This window comes from Aeromonas sp. RU39B (assembly GCF_900156095.1).
Taxonomy (GTDB): domain Bacteria; phylum Pseudomonadota; class Gammaproteobacteria; order Enterobacterales; family Aeromonadaceae; genus Aeromonas.
Genome location: NZ_FTMJ01000017.1, coordinates 61,063 through 73,948 on the forward strand (window position 1 = coordinate 61,063; position 12,886 = coordinate 73,948).

A 12,886-nucleotide genomic window follows, 5' to 3' on the forward strand; every position below is an offset into this window, starting at 1 on the left:
AGCTAACGAATGGCGTAGCGGATGGTGATGCGGTAATCGCGCTGCTGCCAGTGCACATCGGCTGGCGCCTTGGGGTAGGGGGCGGCAAGGGCCACCAGCTTGATGGCTTCACGATCGAACTGGCTGACGCCCGAGCTTTTGGCCAGCGCGTGGCGCAATACCTGACCGCTGCGGTCGATGGTAAAGGTCACTTCCACCGCGCCGTCGCGCACCCGTCCCAGCACTCTGGGATTGCGCTTTTTCGAGAGCAGATGCTCGCGCACCGCCAGATCGTGCAGATCGCTGCTCTTGGCGCCGCCAGACTGCTGATGCTGGCCGGTCTCTTTGGCTTTGACCGGGGAGAGATCGCCCCCCTGTACCCCGCTTTGCCCCTCTTTTTGCGCGGCGCGCGCCGGTTTTGGCGGCTGCGGCGCTTGCGCGACAGGCTTGACCGGTTTGGGCTGCTCCACTTTTTTCTCGGGTTTTTTCAGCGCCACCTGTTTTTTGACCGGACGGGTCACCGCCAGTTTTTGTGGCTCGGGCGGGGTTTTCTTGACCACTTGCTCGGTGCGCTTGGGCTGCTCGCGCTGCGCCTTCTGGCTTTGCCTGCTACCTGCCGATGCGGTTTTCAGCCCCAGACTGATGCGCACTTCATGGCGCAGTGGTTGAGCCTCCGGTGCGCTGGGCCAGTGGGTTGTGACGCCCCACCAGAGTGCGCCGTGCAGGGCGAGCGCCGCCAGCAGGCTGACTGCCTGCCGGAAGCGCTCATCAGGGTGTGGCACACCGGCACGCTGCATCCTAGGCCACATCACCTTGCCACTCCTGCTCGCGGTGGTCTTGCACGTCGGGCGCTCGTTCAATCTCAAGCTCAAAGGCGCGCAGGCGTTTGTAGACCGACATCAGCTCGACGATGGTGGACCAGCTGTTGACCAGAAACTCGAGCGAGCCGGCGACCCGACCAAAGGCGCGCTGGATCTGCTGCAAGATGCCAAGGGTAATCGCGCCGCTGACAATTGTCGGCGCCATCACCACATAGGGCAGGATGCTGGAGAACTGCAGATAGGACCACTTGGCCAGATTGAAGTAAAGATAGTGGCGATACATCACGATGTAGTTGCGCCGGACGTGACCAAACAGCTCGCTCAGCGATGGCGGCGTGGCCCGCGCCTCGTCATCTTCACCCAGCACCAGCTCTTTGCGCAGCGCCGCCTCGGCTTTCTGGTTGTTAAATTCAAGCCCAGGTAGCTTGACCCCGACCAGTGCCAGCAGCAAGGTGCCAAACAACGCAGAGAGAATAGCCACGTAGATCAGCACATGGTTGACCTCGCCCAGCAGCGGCACCTCGCGCACGTGGCTGCTCAAGCCCCACAACAGCGGCAAGAAGGCGAGCAGGGTCATCAGTGAGCGCAGCAACGAGACGCCGAGTGTCTCAAGGATGCGGGCAAAGCGCATGGTGTCTTCTTGCACCCGCTGGGCAGCCCCTTCGATATGACGCACTTTATGCCAGTGCTGGCAGTAGTAGTCATGCATCGCGCTGCGCCAGCGAAACACGTAGTGACTGATAAAAAATTCGAGCAGGATGGCGACTAACACAAACACTGCCGAGATCTTGGCAAAGCTCCATAGCTGGCCAATCAACGCCTCTTGTTTGATAGCGTGCGGGCGGCTCAGCGCCTGTTGAATCAGGTTGTAGAATTCGCCAAACCAGCTATTAACCGCCACGTCGAGCTGCACCTTGAACCAGGTGGTTGCCAGGATCAGGAGGCTGCCTGCCACCGACCAGAGCATCCAGCGTCGGTCGAGAAAAAAGGATCGAAACATGACAGTCAGGACTCCGTGACAAGGTGGCCGCGAGGCAGGGTGATGAGGCTAGCCCGGTTAGGCTGGGGGAAGATGGCGCGAATGGTGCGCTCCAGCTCGGCCTGATTGATGCGTTTGGGTAGCGTCGATTGGTGCTCTAGATAGCGAGGGTCGCCATAGGCGCGATCGCTTAAAATCAGACGATGCAGCATGCTGTTATCATCTTTTTGGCGCGTGCTCTCGGCATAGTTCACGTCCTCTTGAAGGTGTTTGATCGCACCCGGAGTCAGGCTTTGCGCTAGACGAGAGAGCACATCAAGGGCTGCGCGATGCAGCTCATCGGCACGTATCGGATCGCAGCTAAAAGAGAGGGTCGAGACCACGTCATTGCTGCTGATGTCCAGATTCATCTCAAAGGCAATGCTGTAGACGCCGCTAAGCTTGAGGCGCAGCTCCTCTTTGAGCGCTGACTGGATCAGCGGATTGAGGCTGGAGACCACAAACGCCTGCTCCGGCGTCCAGCGCATCGGCGTGCGGGCTTCAACCCGGACGGTTGCTACGTTCTCCTGGTTATAGGGCAGGTGCATCTCGCGCACTCCGGCCATGGCGCCTGGATTGGGCGATGCACTCAGGCTTGCCTGACGTGGTTGTGAGGCCAGATAGCGGGTGACCTGGGTGGCCAGTTGCCGCTCATCCATCTCACCGACCACGTAGAGTGTCACCGGCGCGGCCAGATGATCGCGCGCCGCTTGGCGCAGCTCACCCAAGGTGGGCATGGCCGCTGGCTGGCTATTGTTCTTGACCGAGGCAAGAGCATTCCACACCCGGGTCAAATCGCTTGGCTGTTGCGAGAGCCCCTGTTCGATGTCTTGGCGCACGGCAGCAAGGACATCGCTGCGGATCTGGCCGTCTTGGCGATAGGTGACGTATTCGCGCAGCAGGTCTGGCAACTGCGCCGGGTTGGCCATGGCGGCGAGATCAAGCATGTGGGCTTTGAGCTCCCACTTCCAGTGCGGCGTTTTGCTGGCAAGGTAGGCATCGTTTTGCTCCTTGCGCCAGAAGGCAAAACCGCTTTGCTGCCAGATCTGAACCGCGCTTTGGCTTACCACCGACGGGTAGCGATCATTGTCGAAACCGCCGTTTGAGATGGCCCGCAAAAACAGCTGGCCATTGGCGGTCTTGCGCTTAAGCCAAACCACCCGATCGCCGTTTGAAAGTTGCCACTGGATAACCGGTTGCGCCGCAAAGCGGTGGGTATTGACGATGGCGCCCTGGCGCACTGACTGCGGCTCGGGCAGGCGGGGGGCTTTCACGGCGTGTTTGACCGGTTGCTGCTGCGTGGGCGCGCTGACAGGGGCATGACGAAGGGGAAGCGGCTGTGTGTGCACCGCATCCATCATCTGCTTGATGTCACGTTCATCTGGCAAGGCGCTGTGTTGCGTGCCCGGTCTTTGGAAGTAGATAAACCGATCGGGGGCGGCCAGCAATTGCTGCAGACGCAGGTTGAGATCCGCCACCGTCAATTCGTTGAGCCATTGTGTTGTGCGCTTTTCATAGATCTCGGGCGCTTCAATCACGCTGCCTTTAAGCACGGCTTCGGTGATCTTGTCTTCCCATTTGGCAAAATCACGTCCGGCCACTTGCTCTTCGTTGCGTGCCAGCGACGCGCGAGCTTGTTCTTTGAGCGCATTGAACGCCTGCTGATCAAACCCGCTTCGACGCAGGCGCTCAAGCTGCTCGAGGATCAACTGCAATCCGGCGCGATGATCCAGGGTCTTGGCCGATACCGCCAAGGTGAGGCGTTGTTCGGTAGGCTCATCGAGTACGGCATTGATGCTGCTAATTCCATCGGGCAGCGCTTCGGCGCCTACCTTGATCTGGTTTTTAAGCAGGTTTCTCAAGAAATAATTCTCAAAGGAGGCTTTTTTTCCCGCCAGTGTATCGAGTGGTGGCAACGCACTGCGTAGCCCCAAGGCGACTTGGCTGGAGGTGCCTTGCGGCTCCTGAATGGTCCGGATAGTCAACTGCGGTTTAAGCGGCAGAGTCAGATAGGGGCGCACAATGGGCTCGCGATTGGGCACGGCGCCGAAGGTGCGTTTGACCGCCTGACGCAATGCGGCCACATCCACGTTCCCCGAGGCGACCAGCACCATGTTGGCCGGCTGGTAGAAGTGGTGATAGAAGGCGCGTAAGGTCGATGCGTCGGATTTGAGCAGATCCTCGCGGCTACCTATGGTGGAGCGGTCGGCGTAGCGTGAATCGTGGCGGGCAATTGAGCGTTTCTTATCGTTGATGCGCTTGGCCAAGCCATCTTTTTGCCGCATCTCTTCAAGCACAATCTTGCGCTCTTGCTGCCACTCCGATTGCTCGATACGGGCGTGCAGCGCCAGTTCAGAGAGCAGTGTCACCGCGCCAGCCACATCCAGCGAATCGTGGGGACGGGTGCGAATCATGTATTGGGTTTCGCTCATGGAGGTCATGGCGTTGACCTCTAAGCCGGTCTTCCAGCCAATCTGCTGCAAATAGCGGTGAATGGTTTCCGGATGCTGCGCCGTTTTGCGGAACACCATGTGCTCGAGCGCATGGGCAATGCCGCGCTGATTCTCTTCATCAATGGCACCGGCCTTGACGATCAGCCGCAGATTAAACGGTTCATTGGACTTGTCGCTGTCGTAGACGAAATAACGAAATCCGTTATCGAGTTGCTCACTGATAATTTGCGGCGTCCAGCTAGGCTGTGGCCATTGGAAATCGTTTTTCTCTGCTGCATATAGGGGGGAAAGAAGCTGCGTGGTGATCACGCCAAATAACAGGAATCCTTTGGCTCCCGACTTTATTATTGTTCTTGTTGTCATTACATCCTCGTTCAACATTGTCAGCACTGGCAATAAAAGTGCGATTGATAATATATCTCATTGGCAATAATATCCACGCACTTGCACCGTGGTTCCGGTCATTCGGACAAAAAGAGTGCTTATTTGCTGCAGTGATGCGAGCCAGGCATATAAGAAATACAGAGGATGAGATGAAAAAGACCCTTTTGGCGACCAGCCTGGGCCTGGTGTCGTTATTTGCCCAGGCCGAAGAGAGTGCGGTCAATTTAGGTGAGATGGCCGTTGCGGCCAGTGGCGCCACCCAAACCGACACCACCGAGCCTGCTGCCAACAGCTATGAGAGTTTCGACCCGGTCGATAGCGGCCGCAGTGTGATCAGCCAGCAGACAGTGGAAGAGGGGCGCGAAGGGGGCACGGACACCACCGGGTTGCTGGAGAGCTTGCCGTTTGTGCAGATGGACATTGATCGTCAGTCGGGTGAGGCCGAAGATGTCCAGTCAATTCGTCCGTCTGACTTCTCCATTTCCGGCGGGAACTACTACGACAACAACATCATGATCGATGGGGTGTCGGCCACCAGCATTATGGATGTGACCTCGACCACTCGTGACGATTTCAACGAAGTGGGTGGGCAGACTTCCCAAACTCTGTATGTTGATCCAAGTCTGATTGGCAGTGTGGATGTGTTCGATTCCAATGTGTCGGCACGTTATGGCAATTTCATCGGCGGGGTGGTGAATTACAAACTACGCCAACCTGCCAAGAAATTTGGTTTCCGAGCCTCAGCGGGTTATCAAAATGACAATATGGTCAGTTATCACAAGCAAGGCAATGGTGAAACGACCAAGACGCCCCCCGATTTCAACAAATATCAGTCTTCCATCTCGTTTGATTTACCGCTGACTGACAAGCTGTTTGTACTGGCCTCGGTGACCCGCTCCGGCTCTGATGTGAAATATCAGATGAGCGAAAATTACGGTTCACGTGAGTACGATAACGGTGACACCTCGAGTAATTATCTGCTTAAGGCGTTGTACGAATATTCTCCGGATCTCAATCTGGAAGCTCAGGTTATTTACAGCCCTTATGGCAGTGAATATCAGCCGGATGACAGCATCAATAGCGAAAGCATCACGCACTCTGATGGCTTGTCCTCGTATATCGCCCTCAATGGCACCAGTGGCGCTCGCACCTGGCAACAAAAGGTCTCCTACCAGTTCTCTGATGCCAGCCGCGAATGGGATGGTTATCGCTACAGCTGGCCCTCGAAAGCCGCCTCGGTGGACTGGTGCGACAGCACCAACTGTGCAGAAGGGGGTCATGGCGATCTGGACCAGAAGCAGCAGGACACGGTGTATGAGTTCAATGTCAGCCAGCCGCTGCTGGGCGGTGACATCAGCTTTGGCTCCGAATTGCGCTGGACCGATGCCCGCAAGGTGCGCCCTGAAGATTACTACGCCTATAGCCTTGGCACCGTGATGAACAGTGGCGTGACGGCACAGTGCACCAGCGGTGATACGGCCTGTCGCGATGACGTGGCGCTGCGCCAATACACCTACTATCAGGCGTATGATGCCCATGTCATGCTGTTCAGTCAGGCGCACTGGCTGGAGTATTTCCGTGAGTTCGGGGATTGGGATGTGCGCGCCGGCACCCGTCTCAGTCACGACGATTTCATGGATAACTACAACCTGGCGCCGCGTCTGACCACTAACTGGGAGTTTTTGCCAGACACCTTCCTGACCATGGGGGCGAATCGCTATTACGCCGCCAATATGGTTGGCTATGCTATCCGCTCGCAATATCCGGACTCCGTCATTTACCGCCGTACCGTCAGTGCCAGCACCGGGGCCATCGGTAACTGGGCGGCTTATTCGAGTGCTCGATCTACTGACTACAGTCAAGGCGATCTGGATACGCCCTACAGCGACGAGTTGACGGCCGCTATCACGGTGCCGATGCCGCTGAACGGTCACTTCCGTATCAAGGGGGTGTATCGACAGAACCGTGATGGTTTCTCTAACGGCGAGCAGAGTGATGAGAGCTACACCACTGTAACTGGCAGAACCACCACGACCACTGTGTATAACCTGACCAACAACGGGAGCAGTGACTATCAGGGATTGTCACTGGAGTGGGATGGGCGTTATCAAATCCACAGCTTTAATGCCAATGTGCTCTGGTCGAAAACCAAGACCTATGGCACTGCCAACAACTACTTTGACTGGGATGATCCGGAAGATCTGGTCTATTACCAGGGGCAGCTGCTTAACACCGATGAACTGGCCGATGTCAGTGCGCGCAGCAACTTTGCCGCGCCGCTCAAAGCCTCCATCGGTGTGACATCCAACTGGACGGAGCGCTTTATGACCAGCCTGCGTTGGAATTATCGCGGCCACTACCAGTATCTGGGAGACAGTGGTGAAACCATCACGGTAGATGGCACCGATTACGATGTGTACGAGCAGGTGACCTTGCCCTCGCTGGTCACGGTGAACCTCAACTCGCGCTACACCTTCTTCAAGCAGCAGAACCAGTCAGCCAGTGTGGATGTGAAGGTGACCAACTTGCTGAATGCCATTCCGCGCGTTGAGAGCACCAGCTCCACGATCACCTATCGCACCGGACGCTCGGTGTGGCTGGGTGTAAACTACACCTACTAAATCCCGGTGACTCATGATGAGTCGATGAGACAAACAACAAGGGCCAACCACGCGGTTGGCCCTTGCTTTATGGTCTATTGGCTCGTCTTGGAAGTTAATCCAGCTCGCTTTGCACATCACTCGTTGCCAGCTCGGGCTGGTGTTTAATGTTTTGCTCGAAGGCCTTCAGGCGCTTGTACACCGACAACATCTCGACAATCGACGACCAGCTGTTGACCAGATATTGCAGCGAGTCGGAGACCCGGCCGAACGAGCGCTGGATCTGCTGCAAAATACCGAGGGTGATGGCGCCGCTGACAATGGTCGGGGCCAACACCACGTAGGGCAGGATCACCGAAAATTGTAAATAGGACCATTTGGCCAGGTTGAAGTAGAGATAGTGGCGATACATCACGATGTAGTTGCGCCGCACATGGGTAAACAGCTCGGCCAGACTCGGCGGTGAGGCCCGCTGCGGATTGTCTTCCCCCAGCACCAGCTCTTTGCGCAGCGCCGCTTCGGCTTTCTGGTTGTTAAACTCCAGCCCCGGCAGTTTGATGCCAACGACGGCGAGCAGCACGGTGCCGCCAATTGCCGAGATAATCGCAACGTAGATCAGCACGTGATCCACCTGGCCAATCAGCGGCACCTCCTTGATGTGATGACTTAAGCCCCACAAGAGCGGCAGGAAGGCAATCAGCGTCATCACCGACTCCATCAGCGACACGCCCAGATCTTCCATGATGCGGGCAAAGCGCATGGTGTCTTCCTGGATCCGCTGTGACGCCCCTTCAATGTGGCGCAGGCGGGCCCAATGCTGGCAGTAGTAGGCGTGCATGGCGCTACGCCAGCGAAACACGTAATGACGAACAAAAAAGTCGAGCAAGATAGCCACAATCACATAGATAGCGGCAATCTTGGCAAACGAGCCCAGCTGGCGAATCAGTTCAAACTGATCGACGCTATGCGGTTGGGTCAGGGCTTGCTGAATGGTGTTGTAGAAACTGCCAAACCACTCGTTGATGGAGACATCGAGCTGCACCTTATACCAGTTGGTCGCAAGAATGAGCAGCGTGCCCAGAATGGACCAGTGAACCCAGCGGCGGTCCAGAAAGAAAGAGCGAAACATAAGAAGAACGTACTCCGGCTTAAACAGATAAACGCGATGACATGATTATGTAGAGCGTCAGTAGTGGTAAAGGTTCCCGGCTCTGCGCGTGTTGGCCAGATCACTGACACAAGTACAGCGGTCTATGCAGGCGTGTTCAGACGGGGTGATTAGAAATAGCAAAAGGTGGCTGCAGCGTCCATGAATAACGCGTCGAGTCACTGTTAAGGCCGGGCGAGGGCAAAAAACGGGCTACACCCTGCGGTATAGCCCGCTCTGTCCGCGTGGCTCAAGCCTGGCGACCGCGCAGGGCGTTGAGCAAAATACCGATGGTGGTGCCGTTATGCAGGACTGAGGCGGCGATGGGGCTTAATAGTCCCACGGCTGCCGCGCCCAGGATGGCCGTATTGGCGCCAAGGGTCAGACGGTAGTTGTCATGGATCAGCGACATGGCGGAGCACGAGAGCTCGCGGGCCTGCGCCACCGCACTGATATCGTCCTTGAGCAGGGCAATATCGGCCGAGATGCGGGCAATGTCGGCGCCGCGCTGCATGGCAATGCCCACATGGGCGCCGGCTAGCGCAGGGGCATCGTTGATGCCATCACCGACAAAAGCGATACGGGCACCTTGGGCGGTCAGCTCCTCAATGATGCTGGCTTTGTCCTCGGGCAGCAGTTGGGCAAACACCTCGTCGATACCCAGTTGCTCGGCCAGCTCCATGGCTCGGTCGTGGTGATCGCCGGTCAGCAGCAAAATACGCTTCACCCCACTGGCCCGCAGGCGCGCCAGGGTCGCGGCACTTTCGTGGCGCACCGTATCGCGCAGTGCTATCACCCCGATGAGGTTGCCACCGTAACCGATGTAGAGCAGCGTCTTGCCCTCGAGATAGAGCTGATGCAGCGCGGCCTGATGGCGGCTGATATCGATGCCCTCATCCTCTTCGACGAAGTGACGCGATCCCACCACGATGCGCTTGCCATCGATTTCGCTGGCTACGCCGTGCGCTACGATAAACTCCACCTCGGTGTGGTCAAAGTGACGGCCCTTGATGCTGCGTGAGGCCTCTACCACGGCAATCGCCAGTGGATGGAAGTAGTGCTCCTCCACCGAGGCGGCGAGGCAGATAAGATCATCGGCGCTGTAGGCATTGTCGAAGGTGACCGAATCGGTCACCACCAGATCGCCGTTGGTCAGGGTGCCGGTCTTGTCAAAGATGAAGGTATCCGCTTCGGCCAGCCGCTCGAGTGCGGTGGCGCCTTTGATCAGGATCCCCGCCTTGCCAGCGGCATACATGGCTGACTTGAAGGCAACCGGGGTGGCGAGCTTAAGCGCGCAAGAGTAGTCAGCTTGCAACACGGCGGCACTGCGCCTTCCATCACCGGTGAGCAGGAAGGCGCCGGTGGCCAGCCCGAGTACGCGCGGCACCAGCTGATCGGCCAGTTGCGAGGCTTGCAGTTGCACCTCGCTCTTGGCGGTGAGGGATTGCTGCACATAGTCGGCGATGCGGGCAGCTGCGGTGCGCTGTCCCACATGTTCGGCATAGATGCGGATGCGGCCATCTTCAAGCACGGTGCCGGAGAGCACGGCGTCGCCGCGCTGTTTGGCGACGGCGCGGCTCTCGCCGGTCATCGAGGCTTCGTTGACGAACGCCTCGCCGCCGAGCACGGTGCCATCAACCGGCACCACCATGCCGGTGCCGACGATTACCGTATCACCCACCGCCACCTCGCTGGCGGGCACTTGCACTTCGACGCCATCGCGCTCAACCCAGATCTCGTCACTGGAGGGTTTGAGCAGATCGCGCAGCATGTCGTCAGAGCGCCGCGAGATGGAATCTTCCAGATATTCGCCGAGCTCGAGCATAAAGGCGGTGGTATTGGCCGCCAGATAGTCACGGCTGGCCAGCGAGATGGAAACGGCCATCGCTTCAAGCACGTGCGAGGTGAGACCACGCGTGGTGAGCTCGCCCACGCCGTGGCGCAGTACCGGCAGCGTCATCAGCAACGAAAGCGGCAAGCGCAGCGGTATCGGCAGCAGATTTACCCCAAGCATGGCGGCCACGTTAGCAGCCAGCCGGGTGCGGCTGGTGGCTGGCTCGGACGCAAGCGGTGCATGGGAGCGCGGCGCTGGATTGAGCGCCAAAATACGCTCGCCAAGCTGCAGCGCATCAAGTACTTGCTCATCAAACTCGACAATCAGCGAGCAGGCGCGGCGGTTCAAGCGCACCGAATTGACGCCTGCCAGCTCGCGAATGGCAAGCATCAACGCCGCTTCATCGAGCGCCGCACGGCCCGGCTGATAACGCCAGCGAACTCGCCCCGGGCAGTGATGCACCGGATGCAGGCTGGCCAGCATCATGCCGCTCTCACTCATGACTCACGCCAGCTTGGGATTGCAGCTCGGCCTGCATGTCGGCGACCTGCTCCTTGAGCTCGGCCACGCCGCCAGCGACGTCGCTATACAGACGCACGGCAGAGCGGACAATCTTCTCACGCATCTCGTCGTTGCTCAGCACATACGCAGCGGCTGCGCCAAGCGCGGCGCCGAGCAGCAGCTGGTTGGTCGGGTTGGCCTGCAGCTTGCCAAGCCAGCCTTGGGCGAACCCGTTGGTGGCACCGTTGTTGATACCTTGCGCGGCCTGTTGCTTGAGCAGTTTTTTGGCCTTCTTGTTCTTTTTGCCCATTATTTTTTCTCCTTCACGTTAGCGAGTAATTTTTCAGTGCTGGCAATCCCCAAGGCAGCGCCAGCGAGCAGCAAGCCGGCCTGGCGCAGGTTACCCTGCTCAATGGCATTGGCTACGCCGAGCCCTGCGGCCACGGCAATGCCACCTTGGAGGGCATGGCGCAGTACGCGGCTGCGTTTTTGTTTTTGGGATTTCCCGCTGCTTTGCAGGGCACTTAACAGGCCGCTGGCCACGGCGCCACGCACGAAATGGTTGGCCAGTTCATTGCGAATCAAGGTCATGCTTGTGGCTCGTCTGATGAGGGGGCAACCGCTGCAGGCGCTACGTCCGGTGTCACTGCGTCACTCTCTACCGGTGCCGGGCGCTCAATGCGCTGGCGCAGGCGGGCAGAGGAGTGCTCGATAGAGTTAAGGCTGGCGAGGGTTGCATCGCGCAGCCCCTCTTTGACGCGGCCCACCGGTATAGCGGGCAGTTTGCCGCGCACAGAAGTGCGCTGCACAGTGCGAACGGCCAAGGCCCCAGCGATGGCGCCAACAATAAACGGAATCATGGTGATACTCCTTGTTTACAGAGCGCGGCTCACTCGGAGTCGCGCGCAAAAGTCTGGTAATGAAGGGCGATGCGCTCGAGCAGGGCATGCACGGCATCGCACTCTTCCCCCTTGATAAGCGACTCCCATAAGGAAGCTGGCAGCTCGCTCTGGTCATATTCCACCACGCACGACAGGGCCGCCGGATTGACGCGCAGATCCCGGATCCCGGGCATGCTCTCAATCATGGCGCGCAGCTGCCCGACCTGCCCGATGGCATCAAACTCGCGGCTGGCGAGCGCTTCGAGCTTCATTTTGAGCCGGATCCGGCCCGGAATATGGTGCGCGATGGAAAGATAGCGGGTAATGGCCCGCAGTTGTTCAATGTGTGTCATGCCTCGTCCTTGTGAGCTGGCACAGGCGCCGCTCAGAAAGGGTTACTTAAAGGTGTTACGGCGGTGAATGGCCATGTGCACCGCCATGGCGGCCACAGCCAGCCAGCCGGTGGCGGCATGCAGTCGCTTGTTGCCGGCATAGACCAAGGCAATCGAGAGCGGCATGGCCAGCATGGCGGTGATCTTGGCGCCACGATTGGCGCGGCGGCGCCAGGCGGCGCGATGGCCGCGGCTACGGCGCAGACCAGCAGGTGGTGCAGAGCGCAGGGCCGAGGTGGGTTTGGTCACAACTGGTGCAGGCTCGCGCTTGGCTTGGTCGGCATCCGCGCCACCACACAGTGACACGATGCGCTGCTCCATCAGGGCTTGCGGCGTGCTGGCGTCATAGTGCACCACCAGCGAGCGAGCCGCTGCGTTGGCCTGCACTTCGCGCACCGACGGGATCGCCGCAATGTCAGATTGCAGCGCAGCGAGGGCCGCTGGATGGATTTCAGTGAACTTAAGGCGCAGCCGTCCAGCAATGGACGCGGCCAGTCGGCATCGAGGTGTATTCACTCAGGCAAACTCCCGACATCAAAAGTGGGTCTACTATCAACCGATTGATATCAAACAGTATTGATCACTGTCAGTGTGAGGGAGTTTTTTTCGAGTCTATCTGATGGTTGTGACAGGTTTTGGCTTGAGTTCTGGCATCAACATGATGCGAGCGATGAGAGAGATGGGCAGTAGTGCGATGGCACTACTGCTCTTTTTTTTTACACCTTGCCCGCGCCATCTCGGGCGTGGCAGACGTAGCAGTCGGCGGCCAGACCAAAGCGGACCGGGTATTCGGCGTTGACCGCAGCAATTACTTCGTCCACTTTCTCCGGGCGCAGCAGGGCCACGATGCAGCCGCCGAAGCCACCGCCGGTCATG

At 58.5% G+C, this 12,886-nt stretch carries 11 protein-coding genes and 1 pseudogene; 1 reads left to right on the plus strand and 11 read right to left on the minus strand.

Going from position 1 to position 12,886, the window contains the following annotated elements:
• Nucleotides 1-2: 2 nt before the first annotated feature.
• Genes BW958_RS18615 through BW958_RS18625 form a run of 3 tightly spaced genes read right to left on the minus strand, consistent with a single transcriptional unit; the run spans nucleotide 3 to nucleotide 4,580 of the window.
• A complete protein-coding gene (locus tag BW958_RS18615; protein ID WP_083687408.1) occupies nucleotides 3-788 on the minus strand; it encodes a TonB family protein in 786 nt (261 codons plus the stop codon).
• Entirely contained in the window at nucleotides 778-1,800 is a 1,023-nt protein-coding gene (locus tag BW958_RS18620; protein WP_076577407.1) for a putative transporter, read from the minus strand. The genes BW958_RS18615 and BW958_RS18620 overlap by 11 nt, the downstream gene beginning before the upstream one ends.
• Before the next feature lie 5 nt (nucleotides 1,801-1,805).
• On the minus strand, nucleotides 1,806-4,580 hold the full coding sequence (locus tag BW958_RS18625) for a M16 family metallopeptidase (RefSeq protein ID WP_076577408.1): 2,775 nt from the start codon (nucleotides 4,578-4,580) through the stop codon (nucleotides 1,806-1,808).
• Nucleotides 4,581-4,804: 224 nt separating this feature from the next.
• Here BW958_RS18625 and BW958_RS18630 point away from each other — a divergent pair, with 224 nt between their 5' ends.
• Complete coding sequence (locus BW958_RS18630; RefSeq protein ID WP_076577409.1) at nucleotides 4,805-7,276, plus strand: TonB-dependent receptor plug domain-containing protein; 2,472 nt, start codon at nucleotides 4,805-4,807, stop codon at nucleotides 7,274-7,276.
• A gap of 94 nt (nucleotides 7,277-7,370) precedes the next feature.
• Here BW958_RS18630 and BW958_RS18635 read toward each other — a convergent pair whose 3' ends face one another.
• The 8 genes and pseudogenes from BW958_RS18635 to BW958_RS20220 all read right to left on the minus strand — a co-directional run.
• The gene (locus tag BW958_RS18635; protein ID WP_076577410.1) at nucleotides 7,371-8,384 is read right to left on the minus strand and encodes a putative transporter; all 1,014 of its coding nucleotides are present in this window, start codon (nucleotides 8,382-8,384) and stop codon (nucleotides 7,371-7,373) included.
• Nucleotides 8,385-8,652: 268 nt separating this feature from the next.
• Nucleotides 8,653-10,737, minus strand: a complete 2,085-nt coding sequence (locus tag BW958_RS18640) for a heavy metal translocating P-type ATPase (protein WP_076577411.1) — start codon at nucleotides 10,735-10,737, stop codon at nucleotides 8,653-8,655.
• Nucleotides 10,730-11,047, minus strand: a complete 318-nt coding sequence (locus BW958_RS18645) for a hypothetical protein (protein WP_076577412.1) — start codon at nucleotides 11,045-11,047, stop codon at nucleotides 10,730-10,732. The genes BW958_RS18640 and BW958_RS18645 overlap by 8 nt, the downstream gene beginning before the upstream one ends.
• Nucleotides 11,047-11,328 carry a hypothetical protein gene (locus tag BW958_RS18650; RefSeq protein ID WP_076577413.1) on the minus strand — a complete coding sequence of 94 codons (282 nt, stop codon included), beginning with the start codon at nucleotides 11,326-11,328 and terminating at the stop codon, nucleotides 11,047-11,049. Before BW958_RS18650 ends, BW958_RS18645 begins: the two co-directional genes overlap by 1 nt.
• A complete protein-coding gene (locus BW958_RS18655) occupies nucleotides 11,325-11,597 on the minus strand; it encodes a hypothetical protein (protein ID WP_076577414.1) in 273 nt (90 codons plus the stop codon). The genes BW958_RS18650 and BW958_RS18655 overlap by 4 nt, the downstream gene beginning before the upstream one ends.
• Before the next feature lie 29 nt (nucleotides 11,598-11,626).
• Nucleotides 11,627-11,971, minus strand: coding sequence for a hypothetical protein (locus BW958_RS18660; RefSeq protein ID WP_076577415.1), 345 nt, complete (start codon nucleotides 11,969-11,971; stop codon nucleotides 11,627-11,629).
• Nucleotides 11,972-12,013: 42 nt separating this feature from the next.
• Nucleotides 12,014-12,526 carry a hypothetical protein gene (locus BW958_RS18665; protein WP_076577416.1) on the minus strand — a complete coding sequence of 171 codons (513 nt, stop codon included), beginning with the start codon at nucleotides 12,524-12,526 and terminating at the stop codon, nucleotides 12,014-12,016.
• A 200-nt stretch (nucleotides 12,527-12,726) separates the two neighbouring features.
• Nucleotides 12,727-12,886: pseudogene (locus tag BW958_RS20220) on the minus strand (galactokinase); the annotation flags it as partial.

Coding starts and splice junctions, on each gene's coding strand:
- BW958_RS18650 (WP_076577413.1), bottom strand. CDS start 11,328: ATGACCTTGATTCGCAATGAACTGGCCAACCATTTCGTGCGTGGCGCC.
- BW958_RS18640 (WP_076577411.1), bottom strand. CDS start 10,737: ATGAGTGAGAGCGGCATGATGCTGGCCAGCCTGCATCCGGTGCATCAC.
- BW958_RS18615 (WP_083687408.1), bottom strand. CDS start 788: ATGTGGCCTAGGATGCAGCGTGCCGGTGTGCCACACCCTGATGAGCGC.
- BW958_RS18620 (WP_076577407.1), bottom strand. CDS start 1,800: ATGTTTCGATCCTTTTTTCTCGACCGACGCTGGATGCTCTGGTCGGTG.
- BW958_RS18630 (WP_076577409.1), top strand. CDS start 4,805: ATGAAAAAGACCCTTTTGGCGACCAGCCTGGGCCTGGTGTCGTTATTT.
- BW958_RS18635 (WP_076577410.1), bottom strand. CDS start 8,384: ATGTTTCGCTCTTTCTTTCTGGACCGCCGCTGGGTTCACTGGTCCATT.
- BW958_RS18655 (WP_076577414.1), bottom strand. CDS start 11,597: ATGATTCCGTTTATTGTTGGCGCCATCGCTGGGGCCTTGGCCGTTCGC.
- BW958_RS18645 (WP_076577412.1), bottom strand. CDS start 11,047: ATGGGCAAAAAGAACAAGAAGGCCAAAAAACTGCTCAAGCAACAGGCC.
- BW958_RS18660 (WP_076577415.1), bottom strand. CDS start 11,971: ATGACACACATTGAACAACTGCGGGCCATTACCCGCTATCTTTCCATC.